This is a genomic window from Streptomyces sp. NPDC055955 (genome assembly GCF_042270245.1).
GTDB lineage: Bacteria > Actinomycetota > Actinomycetes > Streptomycetales > Streptomycetaceae > Streptomyces.
The window spans coordinates 165,966-185,034 of the sequence record NZ_JBHJYS010000018.1 but is presented as its reverse complement, the minus strand read 5'-3'; the positions used below and the strand labels follow the sequence as shown (position 1 = coordinate 185,034).

At 69.9% G+C, this 19,069-nt stretch carries 19 protein-coding genes; 8 read left to right on the top strand and 11 right to left on the bottom strand.

Going from position 1 to position 19,069, the window contains the following annotated elements:
* Positions 1–69: 69 nt before the first annotated feature.
* The 3 genes from pta (at position 70) to pyk (ending at position 4,903) form a co-directional block, all read left to right on the top strand.
* Positions 70–2,145: a phosphate acetyltransferase gene (pta, locus tag ACFC96_RS31425; protein WP_376258263.1), complete on the top strand. Its 2,076-nt coding sequence runs from the start codon at positions 70–72 to the stop codon at positions 2,143–2,145.
* Between the two features lie 23 nt (positions 2,146–2,168).
* A complete protein-coding gene (locus tag ACFC96_RS31420; protein ID WP_376258261.1) occupies positions 2,169–3,398 on the top strand; it encodes an acetate kinase in 1,230 nt (409 codons plus the stop codon).
* A 74-nt stretch (positions 3,399–3,472) separates the two neighbouring features.
* The gene (gene pyk / locus ACFC96_RS31415; RefSeq protein WP_376258259.1) at positions 3,473–4,903 is read left to right on the top strand and encodes a pyruvate kinase; all 1,431 of its coding nucleotides are present in this window, start codon (positions 3,473–3,475) and stop codon (positions 4,901–4,903) included.
* 103 nt (positions 4,904–5,006) lie between these two features.
* On the opposite strand, the gene ACFC96_RS31410 is transcribed toward pyk, so the two are convergent.
* From ACFC96_RS31410 to ACFC96_RS31395, 4 genes are all read right to left on the bottom strand, one after another.
* Entirely contained in the window at positions 5,007–6,254 is a 1,248-nt protein-coding gene (locus tag ACFC96_RS31410; protein WP_376615275.1) for a hypothetical protein, read from the bottom strand.
* A complete protein-coding gene (locus ACFC96_RS31405; protein ID WP_376615273.1) occupies positions 6,244–6,801 on the bottom strand; it encodes a DUF6114 domain-containing protein in 558 nt (185 codons plus the stop codon). Before ACFC96_RS31405 ends, ACFC96_RS31410 begins: the two co-directional genes overlap by 11 nt.
* A gap of 135 nt (positions 6,802–6,936) precedes the next feature.
* Positions 6,937–7,554: a DUF6230 family protein gene (locus tag ACFC96_RS31400; protein ID WP_376258254.1), complete on the bottom strand. Its 618-nt coding sequence runs from the start codon at positions 7,552–7,554 to the stop codon at positions 6,937–6,939.
* A gap of 628 nt (positions 7,555–8,182) precedes the next feature.
* Complete coding sequence (locus tag ACFC96_RS31395; RefSeq protein WP_376258252.1) at positions 8,183–9,151, bottom strand: tetratricopeptide repeat protein; 969 nt, start codon at positions 9,149–9,151, stop codon at positions 8,183–8,185.
* A 316-nt stretch (positions 9,152–9,467) separates the two neighbouring features.
* On the opposite strand from ACFC96_RS31395, the gene ACFC96_RS31390 reads away from it, so the two are divergent.
* Positions 9,468–10,094, top strand: coding sequence for a TetR/AcrR family transcriptional regulator (locus ACFC96_RS31390; protein ID WP_376258250.1), 627 nt, complete (start codon positions 9,468–9,470; stop codon positions 10,092–10,094).
* Between the two features lie 6 nt (positions 10,095–10,100).
* Here the strand turns inward: ACFC96_RS31390 and ACFC96_RS31385 are convergent, their stop codons facing one another.
* From ACFC96_RS31385 to ACFC96_RS31360, 6 genes are all read right to left on the bottom strand, one after another.
* Positions 10,101–11,189: an alpha/beta fold hydrolase gene (locus ACFC96_RS31385; protein WP_376615271.1), complete on the bottom strand. Its 1,089-nt coding sequence runs from the start codon at positions 11,187–11,189 to the stop codon at positions 10,101–10,103.
* A 92-nt stretch (positions 11,190–11,281) separates the two neighbouring features.
* The gene (locus tag ACFC96_RS31380) at positions 11,282–12,982 is read right to left on the bottom strand and encodes a methylmalonyl-CoA mutase (protein WP_376615300.1); all 1,701 of its coding nucleotides are present in this window, start codon (positions 12,980–12,982) and stop codon (positions 11,282–11,284) included.
* A 93-nt stretch (positions 12,983–13,075) separates the two neighbouring features.
* Entirely contained in the window at positions 13,076–13,414 is a 339-nt protein-coding gene (locus ACFC96_RS31375; protein ID WP_376258247.1) for a DUF3817 domain-containing protein, read from the bottom strand.
* Between the two features lie 43 nt (positions 13,415–13,457).
* Complete coding sequence (locus ACFC96_RS31370) at positions 13,458–13,967, bottom strand: MarR family winged helix-turn-helix transcriptional regulator (RefSeq protein WP_116509794.1); 510 nt, start codon at positions 13,965–13,967, stop codon at positions 13,458–13,460.
* 124 nt (positions 13,968–14,091) lie between these two features.
* Positions 14,092–14,388 carry an MTH1187 family thiamine-binding protein gene (locus ACFC96_RS31365; RefSeq protein ID WP_116509796.1) on the bottom strand — a complete coding sequence of 99 codons (297 nt, stop codon included), beginning with the start codon at positions 14,386–14,388 and terminating at the stop codon, positions 14,092–14,094.
* Positions 14,385–14,729 (bottom strand): DUF3817 domain-containing protein, encoded by a 345-nt coding sequence (locus tag ACFC96_RS31360; protein WP_376258245.1) that lies wholly within the window; start codon positions 14,727–14,729, stop codon positions 14,385–14,387. Before ACFC96_RS31360 ends, ACFC96_RS31365 begins: the two co-directional genes overlap by 4 nt.
* Before the next feature lie 163 nt (positions 14,730–14,892).
* Between ACFC96_RS31360 and ACFC96_RS31355 the strand changes: the two genes are divergently transcribed.
* The 4 genes from ACFC96_RS31355 to ACFC96_RS31340 all read left to right on the top strand — a co-directional run bounded on the left by ACFC96_RS31355 (position 14,893) and on the right by ACFC96_RS31340 (position 17,545).
* Positions 14,893–15,531, top strand: a complete 639-nt coding sequence (locus ACFC96_RS31355; protein WP_376615269.1) for an AIM24 family protein — start codon at positions 14,893–14,895, stop codon at positions 15,529–15,531.
* A gap of 1 nt (position 15,532) precedes the next feature.
* A complete protein-coding gene (locus ACFC96_RS31350) occupies positions 15,533–16,183 on the top strand; it encodes an AIM24 family protein (RefSeq protein ID WP_376615267.1) in 651 nt (216 codons plus the stop codon).
* A complete protein-coding gene (locus tag ACFC96_RS31345) occupies positions 16,180–16,953 on the top strand; it encodes an AIM24 family protein (RefSeq protein ID WP_376615265.1) in 774 nt (257 codons plus the stop codon). The genes ACFC96_RS31350 and ACFC96_RS31345 overlap by 4 nt, the downstream gene beginning before the upstream one ends.
* A gap of 115 nt (positions 16,954–17,068) precedes the next feature.
* A complete protein-coding gene (locus tag ACFC96_RS31340; RefSeq protein WP_375989273.1) occupies positions 17,069–17,545 on the top strand; it encodes a MarR family winged helix-turn-helix transcriptional regulator in 477 nt (158 codons plus the stop codon).
* Between the two features lie 42 nt (positions 17,546–17,587).
* On the opposite strand, the gene ACFC96_RS31335 is transcribed toward ACFC96_RS31340, so the two are convergent.
* Positions 17,588–19,066 (bottom strand): ATP-binding protein, encoded by a 1,479-nt coding sequence (locus ACFC96_RS31335; RefSeq protein WP_376615263.1) that lies wholly within the window; start codon positions 19,064–19,066, stop codon positions 17,588–17,590.
* Positions 19,067–19,069: the final 3 nt, after the last annotated feature.

Sequence of the window (19,069 nt, the reverse complement as noted above, 5' to 3'; positions counted from 1 at the left end):
GATCGGCGGCCGAATCTCTGCGGCAGAGGCCCCTTCTCTGCGGCCCGTCCAGCGAAAGGGAGAGCACGCGTGACGCGCAGCGTGTACGTGACCGGGATCGACCGGAGTGACGGCCGGCAGGTCGTGGAGCTGGGAGTCATGGAGCTGCTGACCCGGCAGGTCGACCGGGTGGGAGTCTTCCGCCCGCTCGTCCACGACGGTCCCGACCGGCTCTTCGAACTGCTGCGGGCGCGCTACCGCCTCTCCCAGGACCCGGCGACGGTCTACGGCCTCGACTACCACGAGGCGTCCGCCGTACAGGCCGAGCAGGGCACCGACGAACTGGTCTCACGCCTCGTGGACCGCTTCCACGAGGTCGCCCGCGACTACGAGGTCGTCCTCGTCCTCGGCACGGACTTCGCCGACACCCAGCTCCCCGACGAGCTGGCCGTCAACGCCCGCCTCGCCAACGAGTTCGGAGCGTCCGTCATCCCCGTGGTGGGCGGCCGCAAGCAGACCCCGGAGTCCGTGCACGCCGAGACCCGCAACGCGTACCGCGCGTACGAGGTCCTCGGCTGCGACGTGCTCGCGATGGTCGTGAACCGGGTGGCGGCGCAGGACCGCGAGGAGATACGCGCGAGCCTGGCGGCCCATCTCCCGGTCCCCACCTACGTACTGCCGGACGAGCCCGCCCTGTCCGCGCCGACGGTCTCCCAGATCGCGCAGGCGCTCGGCGGCGAGGTGCTGCTCGGCGACGACGCGGGCCTCGCGCGCGACGCGCTGGACTTCGTGTTCGGCGGCGCGATGCTGCCGGCGTTCATCAAGGCGCTGACGCCTGGCTGTCTGGTCGTGACACCCGGGGACCGCGCGGATCTCGTGGTGGGTTCGCTCGCCGCGCACAGCGCCGGCACCCCGCCGATAGCGGGTGTCCTGCTGACCCTCGACGAGCGGCCCGGCCAGGAGATCCTGACGCTCTCCGACCGCCTCGCGCCCGGCACGCCGGTGGTGGCGGTCAAGGGCGGATCCTTCCCCACGGCGGGTGAACTGTTCGCCATGGAGGGCAAGTTGAACGCGGCGACGCCCCGCAAGGCGGAGACCGCGCTCGGCCTCTTCGAACGCTGGGTCGACACGGCCGGCCTGCTGGAGCGCGTCTCGGCACCGAGCAGCGACCGCGTCACCCCGATGATGTTCGAGCACAAGCTCCTGGAGCGGGCCCGCGCCGACAAGCGTCGCGTCGTGCTGCCCGAGGGCACCGAGGAGCGCGTCCTGCGCGCGGCGGACGTCCTGCTGCGCCGCGGGGTGTGCGACCTGACGCTGCTCGGCCCGGTGGAGCAGATCCGCAAGAAGGCCGCCGACCTGGGCGTCGACCTGGTGGACTCGCAGCTCATCGACCCGGCCACGTCCGAGCTGCGGGACCGGTTCGCCGCCCAGTACGCGCAGCTGCGCGCCCACAAGGGCGTCACGGTCGAGCTCGCGTACGACGTGGTGGCGGACGTGAACTACTTCGGGACGCTGATGGTGCAGGGCGGTCTCGCGGACGGCATGGTGTCGGGTTCCGTGCACTCGACGGCCGCGACGATCCGCCCCGCATTCGAGATCATCAAGACGAAGCCGGACGCCGCCATCGTGTCGTCCGTCTTCTTCATGTGCCTCGCCGACAAGGTCCTCGTCTACGGCGACTGCGCGGTGAACCCGGACCCGGACGCGCAGCAGCTCGCCGACATCGCCGTCCAGGCGGCCGCCACCGCCGAGCAGTTCGGCGTGGACCCGCGGATCGCGATGCTGTCGTACTCGACGGGCACGTCCGGCTCGGGCGCGGACGTCGACAAGGTGCGCAAGGCCACGGAGCTGGTGCGCGAGCGGCGCTCCGATCTGAAGATCGAGGGCCCCATCCAGTACGACGCGGCGGTCGAGCCGTCGGTGGCGGCGACCAAGCTGCCCGGCTCGAAGGTCGCGGGCCAGGCCAGCGTGCTGATCTTCCCCGACCTGAACACCGGCAACAACACGTACAAGGCCGTGCAGCGTTCGGCAGGCGCCATCGCCGTCGGTCCGGTCCTGCAGGGTCTGCGCAAGCCGGTCAACGACCTGTCACGCGGCGCGCTCGTGCAGGACATCGTCAACACGGTCGCCATCACGGCGATCCAGGCCCAGACGCCGGCCTCCTGACCCCTACGAAGAGGTAAGCACCTGTGACCGCCACGCCCAGCCGAGTTCTCGTCCTCAACTCCGGTTCCTCGTCGCTGAAGTACCAGCTGCTCGACATGGAGAGCGGCGCCCGGCTCGCCGTGGGCCTTGTCGAGCGCATCGGCGAGGAGACGTCCCGCCTCAAGCACACGCCGCTGACCGGCGGTGGCGAGACGCGCGAGGTGAACGGCCCGATCGCCGACCACGACGCGGCCCTGAAGGCGGTCGCCGGGGAGCTGGCCCGCGACGGGATGGGCCTGGACTCCCCCGAGCTCGCCGCGATCGGCCACCGGGTGGTGCACGGCGGCATGTTCTTCACCGAGCCGACCGTCATCGACGACGCGGTGCTCGCGGAGATCGAGCGGCTGATCCCGGTCGCGCCGCTGCACAACCCCGCCAACCTCACGGGCATCCGCACCGCGATGGCGCTGCGCCCGGACCTGCCGCAGGTCGCCGTCTTCGACACGGCGTTCCACACGACGATGCCGGAGTCGGCGGCGCGCTACGCGATCGACGTGAAGACCGCCGACGAGCACCGCATCCGCCGCTACGGCTTCCACGGCACGTCGCACGCGTACGTGTCCCGCAAGGCGGCCGAGCTCCTCGGCAAGGCCCCCGAGGAGGTCGACGTCATCGTGCTGCACCTGGGCAACGGCGCCTCGGCGTCGGCGGTGCGCGGCGGCCGGTGCGTGGACACGTCCATGGGGCTGACGCCCTTGGAGGGCCTGGTGATGGGGACGCGTTCGGGCGATGTGGACCCGGCCGTCATCTTCCATTTGATGCGGGTGGGCAACATGTCCGCCGACGAGATCGACGTCCTGCTCAACCAGAAGAGCGGTCTCGTCGGCCTCTGCGGCGACAACGACATGCGGGAGATCCGCCGTCGGATCGACGAGGGCGACGAGGCGGCGCGGCTCGCCTTCGACATCTACATCCACCGTCTGAAGAAGTACATCGGCGCCTACTACGCGGTGCTCGGCCGGGTGGATGCCGTGGTGTTCACGGCGGGGGTGGGCGAGAACGCGGCGCCGGTGCGCGAAGCTGCCGTCGCGGGGCTGGAGGAGCTGGGCCTCGCGGTCGACGGCGAGCTCAATTCCGTACGTTCCGACGAACCGCGGCTGATCTCGCCGGAGTACGCGCGGGTGGCGGTCGCCGTCGTCCCGACCGACGAGGAACTGGAGATCGCGCAACAGACCTACGCGCTCGTGCACGACTCCGCTTCCCGCAACGACTGAGCGCACCACCGCCCATTTGTAGTTTCCACCAGACGGAATATTCCGTAGCGAAACAAACCGATAGGATCGCCCCCATGCGCCGTTCCAAAATCGTCTGCACGCTGGGCCCCGCCGTCGACTCCGAAGAGCAGCTCGTTGCGCTGATCGAAGCCGGCATGAATGTGGCCCGCTTCAACTTCAGCCATGGCACGCACGCCGAGCACCAGGGGCGGTACGACCGTGTCCGGGCCGCCGCGGAGCGCACCGGCCGCGCCGTCGGTGTCCTCGCGGACCTCCAGGGCCCCAAGATCCGTCTCGAGACCTTCGCCGAAGGCCCCGTCGAGCTGGTGCGCGGTGACGAGTTCACCATCACCACCGACGATGTGCCGGGCGACAAGTCGATCTGCGGCACGACCTACAAGGGTCTGCCCGGCGATGTCTCCAAGGGCGACCAGATCCTCATCAACGACGGCAACGTCGAGCTGCGCGTCGTCGAGGTCGACGGGCCGCGCGTGAAGTCGATCGTCGTCGAGGGCGGTGTCATCTCCGACCACAAGGGCATCAACCTGCCCGGCGCGGCCGTGAACGTGCCCGCGCTGTCCGAGAAGGACGTCGAGGACCTGCGCTTCGCCCTGCGGATGGGCTGCGACATGGTCGCCCTGTCCTTCGTGCGCAACGCCGACGACGTCCAGGACGTCCACAAGGTGATGGACGAGGAGGGCCGCCGGGTCCCCGTCATCGCCAAGGTGGAGAAGCCGCAGGCGGTCGACAACATGGAGGGCGTCGTCGCGGCGTTCGACGCCGTGATGGTGGCCCGCGGCGACCTCGCCGTCGAGTACCCGCTCGAGAAGGTCCCGATGGTGCAGAAGCGCCTCGTGGAGATGTGCCGCCGCAACGCCAAGCCGGTGATCGTCGCGACCCAGATGATGGAGTCGATGATCACCAACTCCCGCCCCACGCGCGCCGAGGCGTCCGACGTCGCCAACGCGATCCTGGACGGCGCGGACGCGGTCATGCTGTCCGCCGAGTCCTCCGTGGGCGCCTATCCGATCGAGACCGTGAAGACGATGTCGAAGATCGTCGCCGCGGCCGAGGGGGAGCTCCTGTCCAAGGGTCTCCAGCCGCTCGTGCCCGGCAAGAAGCCGCGCACGCAGGGCGGTTCGGTCGCCCGCGCGGCCTGCGAGATCGCCGACTTCCTGGGCGCCAAGGGCCTCGTCGCCTTCACCCAGTCCGGCGACACGGCCCGCCGTCTGTCCCGCTACCGCGCGGCCCAGCCGATCCTGGCCTTCACCACGGACGAGGGCACCCGCAACCAGCTGACGCTGAGCTGGGGCGTCGAGTCGCACATCGTGCCGTACGTCGACAACACCGACGCGATGGTCGACCTGGTCGACGCCGAGATGGTGAAGCTGGACCGCTTCAACGACGGCGACACTGTGATCATCACGGCCGGTTCGCCTCCCGGCGTCCCCGGCACCACCAACATGGTCCGGGTGCACCACCTGGGCGGCGGAGAGCGCGACTGACGCCTTCCCCCGAACGGCGCCGAGGGCGCCCCCTGTGACAGGGGGCGCCCTCGGCGTCTGTGCGGCTCCCGGACGGGTCCGTGGCTGCGGCGCGGCAGCGGGGTCAGTCGGTGAGGAACTGGTGCAGACCCGGCACGTGCAGGTTGCCACCGAACTGACCGGCCTGCTTGACCTTCACGTTCGTGAAGTAGATCAGCGGGATGTTCAGCGGCGGCGGGTGCTCCGCGTCGAACGTGATCGGGATCAGTCCCAGGAGGTTGCCCGAGATCGACTCCGTGTACATGGTGGTCTTCCCACCGCGGATGGTGGACGTGGTGCCCTTGCCGGCCTGGACGTGGTACGTCTTGCCGCCCGGGCCGTCGACCATCTGATGCAGGTCACCGATGTCGGTGCCGTTCGAGATGACGTACTTCAGGACCTTCTTGACCGTGCCGTTGGGCGTACGCACGTTCACGACGCCCTGGTAGTCCGCGCCCTTGAGGGTCAGCGAACTGGCCTCCAGGCGCCACGAGTCGTTCGGGACCTGAGCGGGGGTCTGCTCGTTGCCCCCCTCGTCGTCCGTGGCGACCGGGCAGTTGTCCGGCACACCGGTCTCGCTCGCCGACGGCGTGGGGACCACCCCGGTGGCCTTGTCCGCGGTGTCGTCGACGGCCTTTCCGGCCTTGTCCACCGTGTCCTTGACCGCGTCCCCGGCCTTGTCCGCCGTGTCCTTGACGGGCTCGGTGACCTTGTCGACGGTGTCCTTGACGGTGCCGCCCACATCCGTGGACTTGGACGCCGAGGGGGTCGGGGTCGCCGACTCCTTCTGATCCGGCGTCAGCAGGTCCTTGAGCGCGTCGCCGACACCCAGCGGGTCGAGCGGGTTCTTGGTCTCGGAGGGCGTCGGGGTCGGCGTGGCCGTCTTGCTGTCGGCCTTGCTGTCGTCCGAGGGCGTGTCCGTGGACTTGGACGCGGAGGGCGACGGGGTGGGCTCGGCCTTGTCGCCCGAGTCCGCCTTGCCGTCCGACGTGTCCTTGCTCGCGGACGCGGAGGGCGACGGGGTGGGCGAGGCGGACTCGTCCCCCTTGTCGTCGGCCGCGTCCTTGCCGTCCTTGGACGCCTTGATCGCGTCGGCACACGCCTTGTAGTCGTCCGCCGAGAACTTGGTGGGGTTGTCCTTGGCCTGCGCGAGCGTGGGGGTCAGCCCCATGCCCATGAGCACGGCCGTGGGCATCGCCGCGATGGCTATGGCCTTGCCCGCGGGCATGTGCAGCCTGTTGAGCAGATGCTTTCTGGGGGCTGCATGCCGCGGCCCGGTTCTCTCACGGAACTCTGCCGCAGAGTTCTCGTGGTGCACCTCGTCAGCCGGCACGGTGCCTCCCGTTCGTCCCGTCGTTACCGTTCGGGCTCGTTCCTGACAGATCGTGCGACGCACCGCCGAAGGCGTCGAAGGCAGCGGTCTCGCTCTTCGGGGCATCCGCGTCGTCCGCGTCCTTCCCGCCGTCCGCCTCCTGCTTCGCGGCCCGCGCGGGCGCCCAGGAGATGCCGAGAGCGCCGCCGAGCAGCGCCAGCAGGAAGCCGATGACGAAGCCACCGAAGTTGGAGACCACCAAGGAGACCAAGGCGAGCAGGATCGCCGCGACGCCCGCGAAGATGCGGGACATCGGCTGGAACCAGAGCGTCAGGCCGAGCACCACAAGCAGGACGCCGATGATCAGCGAACCGGCGCCGGCGGTCGTCGACATCCGGATGGTCATCGAGCCGAGCGTGAGGTTCGCGTACGGGAAGTACATGATCGGAATGCCGCCCAGCAGCGTCAGCAGACCACCCCAGAATGGGCGCTGACCGCGCCACCCTCGGAACGATCGGCGCGTCTGGCCGAGCCTGTCGCCCAGCCCTGCTTGCGCTTCGGCGCTCATGTCGTACAGCTCCTCGGGAATGGCGTTGTTCTGTGGTGATGGTGCGTGTCGGATACGGGCACGGGGACGTCCCGGAGCTTCCGTTCGCCCCCGCGCCCGGCCGTTCAGCGCTGTGAGTGAGCTAGACCCGGGGGCCTAGTAGCACTCGTGTGCGCCCTTCTGCACCTGCATGTGCAGGCCGGAGAGCTTGAAGGTGCCGGCCGTGGTCGCCCACGCGCGCTGCTTGACATCTTCGAAGTGCACCGAGTCGGCCTGCTGCGAGAACGAGTCCGGGACGTACTTGTCGCCCTTGGACGGACCCGGACCCTTGGTGGTCGAGTCGATACCGACGCCGATGTCGATGTTGTTGAACGTGGCGTTGGTCGACAGGTCGTCGGCGTCGATGTAGAGCTTCTTCGCCTCGACGCGGGGACCACCCGCGGCGCCGGCGCTGAGCTTCATCGACACGTCACCGAAGACCGGCACCGGCACGACGACCGACTGGCACAGGTTGGTGATCTTCGCCTCGTTGAGGCCGACGACGGCAACCGGGTGCGCACCCGACTTACCGCTGTCGAGCGCCCCGTACTGGACGAATCCCGTACCGTCGAGCGAGTCGGCCGTCACCTTGAACGACTGACCCGAAACACTGAACGATGCCGCAAGCGCACCCTGCGAGAGGGCGACGCCTATCGCGGCAGTCGCCGCGACGCTCGGCACCATGACTACGGCGAACCGCTTCCATCTGGTTCCGCCACGAGCCACGGACTCCATGACTTTCCTCCTTCTCGGACGTACATCTCCGGCCCTGACTGCACCCCTTGGGGCGCTCAGCCGGGCAGGGATGGGAGAAGTGCTACGTCCTCGGGAAGGAGAGCGCCTGCATCAAGGGCGCGCAATGGCACCCGAATCACCGGCGATCACCCCCGAGCGACAACCACTGGTCGCACCTGACAGTCACGCGCAACCTGCTGGACAGGCCCTGCCGGGAAGCAGAGACCCCCCTGTCCAAGGCCGACGGCACTGCTACCGGCCTGCTCGGTGGGGACCCTGAAACCCCGCGCCCCGATTGGCTGTCGGACTGCGGGATGAGGACCGAGCGTCGCCGATCGTGGTGCATTCTCGGCGCGGGCACAAGGGGGTTCGTTACTCGCTAGTAACGGACGGATAACCGAACGGCGACCCGACGGTGTCACCCGGCAACACAGGGTGGTGTCAAGCGAGTTGCCAAAACAGAGGAAGAAGGGGCGTAACCGGACAGAAGATGGCCCCTGACTTACTCCAAGTAACAGCGGCCGCCTTTACCAAGTTTTGGTAAAGCACGACCACTGTGTACCGGCGGGAACAGAACATTCACCTGGGCACCACATCGCCCGGCGTTTAGGGACTGGTCAGAAACGGCTCAGAAGAGAACTCGGGCCAGAGCCGCACGACCCGTAGTCACCCGCGGATCGTCGGAGCCGACGACCTCGAAGAGTTCGAGCAGCCGCACGCGCGCGGCGTCCCGGTCCTCGCCCGCCGTGACCCTCACCGTGTCGACAAGTCGGCCGAACGCGTCCGCGACATGGCCTCCGACCAGGTCGAGGTCGGCCGCGGCGATCTGCGCCGCCACGTCGGAGGGCCGGTCCGCGGCGTCCTGACGGACCTTCTGCGGATCCAGGTCCTGCACGCGCAGGAGCAACTCGGCCTGCGCCAGGCCGAGCTTGGCCTCGGTGTTGGCGGGGTCGTCGTTCAGCACGTTCTTGTACGCCTGGACGGCACCGGCGAGGTCGCCGGCGTCAAGAGCCTGCACGGCCGCTTCGAGCAGAGCGTCGTGCGGACCGGCCGGAGCCTCCACGACCGGCACAGATCCCTCCGCATCGGGGTCGACCGCGATGCCGGTCAGGCCGAAGCGCTCCTCGGCGACCTGGATCAACTGGTCGAGCGTCCCGCGGATCTGCTCGGCCGGCGCGGCCCCCTGGAAGAGCGGCAGGGCCTGCCCGGCCACCACCGCGAAGACCGCCGGGATCCCCTGGACCCCGAACTGCTGCATCAGCATCTGGTTGGCGTCGACGTCGATCTTGGCGAGCACGAACCGGCCGTTGTACTCGACCGCGAGGGCTTCGAGCAGCGGGCTCAGCTGCTTGCACGGCTCGCACCACTCCGCCCAGAAGTCGATGACGACGGGGACCTCGGCCGAGCGCTGGAGGACATCGCGCTCGAAGCCCGTCTCATCGACGTCGATGACGAGGCTCGACGGGGAGACGGCCCCGCCGCCGCCCTGCCGCGCGGACTCGGCACGCGCCTGCTCCGCCTTCGCCTTGGCCTCCTGGGCCGCCTTCACCGCGGCGAGGTCGACGACTCCGCTCATGGACATGTTCCGTGGCTGCATGAGTACATCCTCCCCCTTCCGCGGTGCGTTGTGGGCCGGGACCACCCGTCGCGGCCTCCCGCCGGACTGCGGGCGCCGTCAAGGATGTGGTCGCGGACTCGGTCTGCGGCCCCGAGAGGGGCCGTTCTGCGCCCCTGGGAGCGCCTGTTCGGCGCCGGGTCCCCACCCGGTGCCTCGTGGTTGTCGCAAGGCTCACTGAGCTTTCGCTACGACGCGTAGCGTAACTCTCGCACGAGCGCGTGGGGAGGGGGCCCCGGTGATCTTCGCTGTGGTCTGCCTCACGGCGCTATCCCTACCGGCCGGTATGGTCACTTTCATGCAGAGCCGCACCCCCACGCCCCTCCCGAGAACGGGCCGCCCACGAAGCGCCGCCGCCGACGCGGCGATCCTCGAGGCGACCCGCGCGGCGCTGGTGGACCTCGGCTGGTCGAAACTCACGATGGGCGACGTGGCGACCCGCGCGGGCGTCGCCAAGACGACGCTCTACCGGCGCTGGGCAGGCAAGAACGAGCTCGTCGTGGACGCGGTCGCGGTCCTCTTCGACGAGCTCGAACTCCCGGACAACGGCAGCCTCGCCGCCGACATCGCCGGTGTGGTCCTCCAGTTCGCGGCGCTCCTGAACCGCCCCGAGACCAAGACGGCCCTGATGGCGGTGGTCGCCGAGTCGACGCGCGACGAACCGCTGCGCGAGCGCATCCGCACCTCGATCGTGGACCGGCAGAAGCGCCTGGTCCTGGAGGGCCGCGCCCGCGCCCACGCACGCGGCGAACTCCCCCTCGAATCCGACCCGGCCGCCGCCGCCCGCACCGCCGACCTCATCTTCGACGTGGTCGCGGGAGCCGTGGTGCACCGCACGCTGGTGAGCGCGGAGCAGGTGGACGAGGAGTGGGTCGACCGCTTCACCATGCTGCTCCTGGGCGGACTCGCCTCCGTACAGGCCTAGGGCCGGTCAGCCGTTCCAGGCGCAACTGCCCAGCGTGGCACGCTTCCTGGCGACCAGTCGGTCCGCCTCGTCCGCCGGCAGGACGCGGGTGCGCGAGCCCCGGCACACGACCGTGCGGTCCCCGTGACCGGCGAGGTCCACGAGGATCTGGTCCCAGTGGCGGTACTGCACGTCGTGCGCGGAGTCGGCGTAGGTGCGGACCGTGACGCGGTCCGCCGGGAACTGCCGCCGCCAGGTCGCGAGGGTGGCCGGCGGGACCGTGGTGTCCTTGTCGCCGCCGTACAGATGAACGGGGGCCGTCAGCTTCGACAGGTCGGGGCCCGGCCGCTCGCAGTACAGCCTCTGCTCGTGGACCTGCGGCGCCGGATCGGCCTGCTGGCCACGCTGGTTGTAGGTACGGGCGCCGTCCTCGTACGCCGTGTCCGCGAAGCCCGGGATGGACTTGACGGGGCTGTCGTCGGGGAACGCCCACCACTTGCGCGGGTCGGTGATGGAGTCCTTCAGGGCCGCGGCGAGCGCGTCGTCGGACATCGCGCAGTACGCGGGCCTGTCACCGTACGGGGGCAGGGCGGCGGCCAGGTGCAGGGCGGAGACGCGGCCCGGCGCGCGGGCTGCGAGTTCGGCCGCGTAGGGACCGCCGCCCGAGATCGCGACGATCCTGAACTTCTCGACGCCGAGGCGGTCGAGCACGTCGAGGGCGTCCCGTGCGAAGTCGGCCTTGCCGAGGGCGGGATCGTACGCCGTGTCGCCGAATCCGTTGCGCTCGACGGAGATCAGCCGCAGGCCCAGGTCCGCGCGCGTGGTGCGGAAGAAGTCGGTCATGTGGACGGCCCGCGCGCTGGTCCCGGTGCCGCCTATGTAGAGGACCGGAACGCCGTCGCGCGGGCCCGAGTCGGTGTAGTGGGCCGTACGCCCGGAGGACAGCTTCGCGGCGCGCACGTCGGGGCCGAGCGGGTCGAAGGTGTTCTGCACCTTCGGCTCGGCCGGCGGGCTCGCGCTCACCGCCCCGGATCCGCCGAGGACCATCCCGCCGAGCAGGGCGAGGGCCGCGCATCCGACCGTGGTGGTGGTGCGGTTGAGTCCGGACGGGCGCACGGGTACTCCTGGGGCAGGCGACGATTGACGTGCCCGCGCCTACCCCGGCCCGCGCCGGGTGACACGTGCCGTGCCCCCGGCGCGAACTCCCGTCAGAATCCCGCGGGTTCGGTGTACACGCCCCACTCGTCGCGCAGCACCCCGCAGATCTCACCCAGAGTGGCCTCGGCGCGTACGGCGTCGAGCATGGGCGGGATCATGTTGCCGCCGTCGCGCGCGGCCTTGAGCATCTCGTCGAGGGCGGAGCGCACGCGGGCGTCGTCCCTAGCGGCCTTGCGCAGGCCGAGCTCGCGCACCTGCTCGCGCTCGACCTCGTGGCTGACCCGCAGGATCTCCAGGTCGCCGGTGACGGACCCGTGGTGCGCGTTGACGCCGACGACCCGCTTGTCGCCCTTCTCCAGCGCCTTCTGGTACTGGAACGCGGACTCGGCGATCTCGCCGGTGAACCAGCCGTCCTCGATGCCGCGCAGGATGCCCGAGGTCATCGGCCCGATCGGGTGCCGCTCGTCCGGGTGGGCGCGCAGGCCGCGCTCCTTGATCTGCTCGAAGATCTTCTCGGCGTCGGCCTCGATCCGGTCCGTGAGCTGCTCCACGAACCACGAACCGCCCAGCGGGTCCGCGACGTTGGCGACGCCGGTCTCCTCCATGAGGACCTGCTGCGTGCGCAGCGCGATCTCGGCGGCCTGCTCGGAGGGGAGCGCCAGGGTCTCGTCGAGGGCGTTCGTGTGCAGCGAGTTGGTGCCGCCGAGCACGGCCGCGAGCGCCTCGACGGCGGTCCGCACGACGTTGTTGTACGGCTGCTGCGCGGTCAGGGAGACCCCGGCGGTCTGCGTGTGGAAGCGCAGCCACTGCGCCTTGTCGGTCTTCGCCCCGTACACGTCCCGCATCCAGCGGGCCCAGATCCGGCGGGCGGCGCGGAACTTGGCGATCTCCTCGAAGAAGTCGAGGTGCGCGTCGAAGAAGAAGGAGAGGCCGGGCGCGAACACGTCCACGTCGAGCCCGCGCGACAGGCCGAGTTCCACATAGCCGAAGCCGTCGGCGAGCGTGTAGGCCAGCTCCTGCGCGGCCGTGGAGCCGGCCTCGCGGATGTGGTACCCGGAGACCGAGAGGGGCTTGTACGCGGGGATGCCCGCCGCGCAGTGCTCCATGAGGTCGCCGATCAGGCGCAGGTGCGGCTCGGGCTGGAAGAGCCACTCCTTCTGCGCGATGTACTCCTTGAAGATGTCGGTCTGGAGCGTGCCGTTGAGGACGGCCGGGTCGACGCCCTGGCGCTCGGCGGCCACGAGGTACATGCAGAAGACGGGCACGGCGGGGCCCGAGATCGTCATGGACGTCGTGACGTCCGCGAGCGGGATGTCCTTGAACAGGACCTCCATGTCGGCGGCGGAGTCGATGGCGACGCCGCAGTGCCCGACCTCGCCGAGCGAGCGCGCGTCGTCGGAGTCGCGCCCCATGAGCGTCGGCATGTCGAACGCGACGCTCAGCCCTCCCCCGCCGGCGGCGAGGATCATCTTGTACCGCTCGTTGGTCTGCTCGGCGTTCCCGAACCCGGCGAACTGCCGGATCGTCCACGTACGGCCCCGGTACCCGGTCGGGTACAGGCCGCGCGTGAACGGGTACTCGCCGGGCCATCCGATCCGCTCGAAGCCCTCGTAGGTGTCCCCGGGACGTGGCCCGTAGGCCGGTTCGACGGGGTCCCCGGAGAGCGTCGAGAAGTCGGCGTCCCGCTTGCGGGCGGAGTCGTACCGGGCCTGCCAGCGACGGCGGCCCTCTTCGATGGCGTCAGCGTCCATGCTTCCCATGCCTTCAAATTTACTAGGACGTCCTAGTAAATGTCGATGGCAAACCGCCCGCACATCGTGCGGGCGGTGCGGTGGCGCGGTCCGTCAGGCCTTGGCGACGGCGGGGGCGTCGTCGGCGACCCTGGAGTCCAGCTCGCGGGAGATCTTCCGCTCCACGAAGAACGCGGCGGTCGGGATCGTGCCGGCGATCAGCACCCACAGCTGCTTGCCGACCGGCCACTTCGCCTTGGAGCCCAGGTCGAAGGCGAAGACCAGGTAGATCACGTACAGCCAGCCGTGCGCGATGGCGACGACGCGCGTGGCATCCGCCGCGCCGTCGATGCCGAGCACGTACTTGGCGATCATGCCGAGGCACAGCAGGACCAGCAGGACGCCCGTGACAAAGGCCATCACCCGGTACCGGGTCAGCACGCTTCGTTTCATGGATACGAGCGTAACGGCCCGTTTTGCGCGATCTTCGCGCGGGTCAGGCCTCGTCGAAGTCGTGGGCGGCGACCCGCAGCGGCCGCAGCATCGCGAAGATCTCGCCGCACTCCTCGGCGTCGTACACCCCGAGCCCGAAGTCCATCGCCATCAGGTCGCGGGTGGCGGCGTCACAGACCTCGCGGCCCTTGGCGGTGATGGAGGCGAGCGTTCCGCGTCCGTCGTTCGGGTTGGGCCGCTTGTCGACGAGCCCGGAGCGCACCAGGCGGTCGACCGTGTTCGTGACGGAGGTCGGGTGCACCATGAGCCGCTCCCCGATCTTCGACATCGGCAGCTCGCCGGCCTTGGAGAAGGTGAGCAGCACCAGCGCCTCGTAGCGCGCGAAGGTCAGCCCGTACGGCTTCACGACCGCGTCGACCTCGGCGAGGAGGATCTGGTGCGCCCGCATGATCGAGGTGATCGCGCCCATGGACGGCACGGATCCCCAACGCTGCTTCCAGAGTTCGTCTGCGCGGGCGATGGGATCGAAGGCAAGGCTGAGCGGCTTCGGCACGCCCAAGACCTTACCGGCCGGTCATATGCTGGTCAGCCCCGTCTCGCCCTTCGGTCCGGAGCCCTGCGCGAAAGCCCCGGCCCACCCGGGCCGGGGCTTCACACACAGGACAGGTTCCGGGGCGTCACTCGGCGGCGAGGTGCCGCTCGACCGTCGCGACCTTCGACGTCATGCCGTCCGTCACGCCGGGGCGGATGTCCGCCTTGAGCACGAGGGACACCCGCGGGGCCCGTGCCTCGACGGCGGCGACGGCACGCTTCACGACGTCCATCACCTCGTCCCACTCACCCTCGATGGAGGTGAACATCGCGTCGGTGCGGTTCGGGAGCCCGGACTCGCGCACGACCCGGACGGCGTCGGCCACGTACTCGCCGACGTCCTCGCCGACGCCGAGCGGGGAGACCGAGAAGGCGACGATCATGCGCTCACGACCTTCTCCTGGCGGGCGCGGGACGCGATGACCGCGGCCTCCGCCTCACGCTTCAGCTTCCGCTCGGCGAAGAAGCCGCCGGTCGGCAGGACGGAGAGGACGAAGTAGAGGGCGCCGGTCCTGAAGCCCCACTTCGCACGGTTCCACGCGTCGAGCCAGAACAGCACGTAGAGGATGAACAGGACGCCGTGCACCATGCCCATGACCGGGACGGCATCGAACTCCGTGGTCCGCTTCAGCACCGAGCAGACGAGGAGCAACAGGAAGGAGACGGCCTCAGGAGCGGAGACCAGGCGGAGTCGGCGGAGTGCGGAGGCGGTCTTGATGTCCACGGGGCACCTTCGGCAGAAGCGGTGAGGGGGCGGGCGTTCGATCTTGTGAACGTAAGCACAAGCGCTGCCCATTGTGGCATCGGGGATGTCCCGGGGTTCGCTCAGGGTTCGTTCAGGGCCGGGGCCCCTGTCCCGGGGGCATCTCGCCCATTACCGTCACATCGTGGCTACGTTCCGGCTCCAAGGCAGCAGAGTGCTCGCCGTCGACATGACGGGCGACAGCGTCAGGGCGAAGAACGGCTCGATGGTCGCGTACGACGGCCGGATGGCGTTCAAGAAGATGACGGGCGGCGGCGAGGGCATCCGCGGCATGGTGACCCGCCGCCTCACCGGCGAGGAGATGACGGTGATGGAGGTGAAGGGGCAGGGCACGTGCTGGTTCGCGGACCGGGCGAGCGAGATCAGCGTCGTGAACCTGCGGGGCGACAGGCTCTTCGTCGAGTCGAGCAATCTGCTCTGCACGGACGCGGGCCTGCGCACCGGCACGTCCTTCACCGGCGTGCGCGGCGCCTCCCAGGGCAACGGCCTGTTCACGACGACCGTCGAGGGCCACGGCCAGGCGGCGATCACGAGCGAGGGCCCGGCCGTCGCGCTCCGCGTCAGCCGGGAACACCCCCTGACCGTCGACCCGGGCGCGTACATCGCCCATCAGGGCGATGTGCGGCAGTCCTTCCGGTCCGGCGTCACATTCCGCACGTTCATGGGCGAGGGCGGCGGTGAGGCCTTCCAGATCCGCTTCGAGGGTGACGGCCTGGTCTACGTACAGCCGAGCGAGCGCTACACGATCGCGGGAGACGTGTGAGATGCCCTTCCGCGAGATCAACTCGAAGATGGTCGAGGCGACGGTCGTCCCCGGGCAGCGGATCTACAGCCAGCGCGGCGCGATGCTCGCCTACAAAGGGGACGTGACGTTCACGCCCAGCATCCAGGGCGGCCAGGGCGGCGTGATGTCCATGATCGGGCGCCGCGTGGCGAACGAGGCGACACCGCTGATGACCGTGGACGGCAGCGGCACCGTCCTGTTCGGGCACGGCGGCCATCACGTCCAGGTGATAGCCCTCTCCGGGGACACCCTCTTCGTGGAGGCGGACCGGCTGCTCGCCTTCGACGGGAGCCTTCGGCAGGGCACGATGTTCATGGGCTCGCAGGGCGGCGTCATGGGGATGGTGCGCGGCCAGGTCACCGGGCAGGGCCTGTTCACCACGACCCTCGAGGGCCACGGCGCGGTCGCCGTCATGGCGCACGGCGGCGTCATCGAGCTGCCGATCACCCCGGGCCGCCCCGTCCATGTCGACCCGCAGGCGTACGTCGCGCACCACGGCGACGTACGGAACAAGCTGTCCACGGCCCTCGGCTGGCGCGACATGGTGGGGCGCGGCTCCGGCGAGGCGTTCCAGCTGGAGCTCAGCGGCAGCGGCGCCGTGTACGTCCAGGCCTCGGAGGAGAAGCTGTGAGCACCCCGGTGATCTTCGACCCAGCCACCCTGCCGGCCGACGACAATGTGAACGCGTACACGTTCTGCGTGGAGCTCGAGGGCGGCAGCTGGTTCCTGCAGAAGGGCAAGATGATCGCCTACTACGGGCGCATCGACTTCAACGGGATCGGGCACGGCCGCCTCGACCGCCTCGTACGGACGTCCTTCCACTCCCCGCTGCACGCGAGCGACTGGGTCGTGGCGGAGGGCTCGGGCAAGATGCTGCTCGCCGACCGGGCCTTCGACGTGAACTCGTACGACCTGGAGAACGGGAACCTGACCATCCGCTCGGGCAACCTGCTCGCTTTTCAGCCAACTCTCGCGCTGAAGCAGTCGATCGTTCCCGGCTTCCTGACACTCATTGGCACGGGCAAATTCGTGGCCGCCTCGAACGGCCCGGTGGTCTTCATGGAGCCGCCGATCCGCGTAGATCCACAGGCGCTGGTCGGCTGGGCTGACTGCCCGTCACCTTGCCACCACTACGACCACTCCTATCTGACGGGCGTGATCGGCGGTCTACGTGCGATGACAGGCGTCGGAGGCGTCTCCGGGGAGGAGCACCAGTTCGAGTTCGTGGGCGCCGGGACGGTACTGCTGCAGTCCACGGAGACGTTGATGACCGAACAGGCGACGGGCACCGCGCCGCAGCAGGCGGGGGTGCCGGGCGGCCACGGGGCGCCCGGACAGCAGCCGGGGGCACCGCGCCTTCCCGGACAGCTCGGCGACCTCCAGCGTCGCTTCGGACTGTGAGCGGTAATCTGCGGAGTGTGACGTCGAACGCGTGACCCCTTTGTGCCACCAGGGGTGGGAGGCGTCACACCCCCCACTTTCGTTCGCATTTCAACTTCTTAGGTAGAATCAATACATGGAGACCGAGACGGCCACACGCTGGCTGACCGACGAGGAACAGTGCGCCTGGCGCACGCACGTAGAGGTCAACAGGATGCTGACGTATCAGCTCGAGAAGGACCTCCAGCCGTTCGGCCTGACGATGAACGACTACGACATCCTCGTGCATCTCTCCGAGACGGACGACCACCGGATGCGCATGAGCGATCTCGCGACCGCCACCTTGCAGTCCAAGAGCCGGCTCTCCCATCAGATCACCCGCATGGAGAACGCCGGACTTGTCCGCCGTGAGAACTGCGAGTCCGACCGCCGCGGCCTGTACACCGTCCTGACCGAGGACGGCATGGAGACCATGAAGAAGGTCGCCCCGCACCACGTGGCGTCCGTGCGGCGGCACTTCGTCGACCTGATCTCCGCGGAGGAGCTCGACGCCCTCCACAAGGCCCTGACCCCGATCGCCGAACACCTGCGTTCGCAGCGCGGCAAACCGTGACCATTGCGAACGGGGAACGCCGGCCTTCCCCGTCCACCGGACTCAGGCCACCGGCGCCACCGGCAGCCTGAGTTCGAAGAGCGCTCCGCCCGCGGGCGACGAGCGGGCCGTCAGGGCGCCGCCGTGCCGCACGGCGACGTCCCTGGCGATGGCGAGTCCCAGACCCGCCCCGCCGTCGTCCCGGGCCCGCGCGTCGTCCAGGCGCACGAACCTCTCGAAGATCCGCTCCCGCTCCGCCTTCGGCACGCCCGCGCCGTCGTCACCGACCTCGACGACCGCCCACGGCCCCTCGGCCCGCACGACGATGTCCACGCGGGACCGGGCGTGACGCTGCGCGTTGTCCAGCAGATTCCCGACCACCCGGGCCAACTGGCTGCGCGAGCCCGCCACTTCGACGGGTTCGAGGTGCGTCCGGACCGCGACCCGCCCCGCCGGGCGCTGCGACAGCTCCTCGCCGGCCAGCGTCGCCAGATCGACCCGGACCTCCCCCGGCCGTTCCCCCGCGTCGAGCCGGGCGAGCAGCAAAAGCCCCGCGGCGAGCTCCTGGAGCCGCACCGTGTCGGCCACCGCCCCGTCCACGTCGAGCAGTTCGGGGTGGGCGGCGCCCACTTCGAGCTGGGTGCGCAGCGACGCGATGGGGCTGCGCAGCTCGTGCGAGGCGTCGGCGACGAAGCGGCGCTGACGCTCCACCGACGTCTCCAGCGCGGCGAGCGTCTCGTTCGTGGTCCGCGCGAGGCGCGCCACCTCGTCGTGCGTGGCCGGCTCCGGCACCCGGCGCGCCAAATCCTGCGACGCCGTGATCGCGGACATCTCGCTCCGGATGCCCTCGACGGGGCGCAGCGCCCTGCGGGTCACCAGCCAGGTGACCGTGCCGACGACGCCGAGCAGCACCGGGAAGCCGATCAGCATGACGGTCAGCGCGGTGCCGACGGCGCTCTGCTCGGCGGACAGCGAGGCGCCCGCGTACACGGTGAGGTCGCCCTGCCGGGTGTTCTTCACCTCCAGCCCGGCGAACCGGTAGTTCCGGCTCTCCCCGTCGACGGTGGCCGAGCCCTTGCCGCCCTCGGCGTCGTCGGCGATCTCCCCGTACGCGTACGAGTCGTCGTCCCCGCCGCTGCCCTTGCCCTTGCCCTTGCCGCCGTGACGGTCGGAGCCGCCGTCGTCGTCTCCCGCGTCGTCATCGCCACCGTCGTCGTCGACGGGCGAAGTCACCGGCTTGACGGCGGACGAGCCGGTCCCGCTGATCCGCTCCAGGTCCTCACTGGCGGCCAGGAGGCGGCCGTCACCGTCCACGACCTGCACCGGGGTGTCGTCCCCGTCCGGGAGTTCGAGGGCGGCGGGCGCAGTGCCCGTCGCGATCGACACGGCGACCTTGCGGGCGGAGGACTCCGCCTCGCTCGACGCCTGGTCGGTGAGGTTGGACCGCAGCGCGAGCAGCACGGACGCCCCGGCGGCGAGGAGCGCCACGGCGACGACGAGGGTCGCGCCGAGCGTGGCTCTGGCCCGTACGGAACCGAACATGCG

Coding starts and splice junctions, on each gene's coding strand:
- ACFC96_RS31375 (WP_376258247.1), bottom strand. CDS start 13,414: ATGAAACGAAGCGTGCTGACCCGGTACCGGGTGATGGCCTTTGTCACG.
- pyk (WP_376258259.1), top strand. CDS start 3,473: ATGCGCCGTTCCAAAATCGTCTGCACGCTGGGCCCCGCCGTCGACTCC.
- ACFC96_RS31395 (WP_376258252.1), bottom strand. CDS start 9,151: ATGCAGCCACGGAACATGTCCATGAGCGGAGTCGTCGACCTCGCCGCG.
- ACFC96_RS31405 (WP_376615273.1), bottom strand. CDS start 6,801: ATGAGCGCCGAAGCGCAAGCAGGGCTGGGCGACAGGCTCGGCCAGACG.
- ACFC96_RS31380 (WP_376615300.1), bottom strand. CDS start 12,982: ATGGACGCTGACGCCATCGAAGAGGGCCGCCGTCGCTGGCAGGCCCGG.
- ACFC96_RS31365 (WP_116509796.1), bottom strand. CDS start 14,388: ATGATCGTCGCCTTCTCGGTCTCCCCGCTCGGCGTCGGCGAGGACGTC.
- ACFC96_RS31335 (WP_376615263.1), bottom strand. CDS start 19,066: ATGTTCGGTTCCGTACGGGCCAGAGCCACGCTCGGCGCGACCCTCGTC.
- ACFC96_RS31390 (WP_376258250.1), top strand. CDS start 9,468: ATGCAGAGCCGCACCCCCACGCCCCTCCCGAGAACGGGCCGCCCACGA.
- ACFC96_RS31400 (WP_376258254.1), bottom strand. CDS start 7,554: ATGGAGTCCGTGGCTCGTGGCGGAACCAGATGGAAGCGGTTCGCCGTA.
- ACFC96_RS31350 (WP_376615267.1), top strand. CDS start 15,533: ATGCCCTTCCGCGAGATCAACTCGAAGATGGTCGAGGCGACGGTCGTC.
- ACFC96_RS31340 (WP_375989273.1), top strand. CDS start 17,069: ATGGAGACCGAGACGGCCACACGCTGGCTGACCGACGAGGAACAGTGC.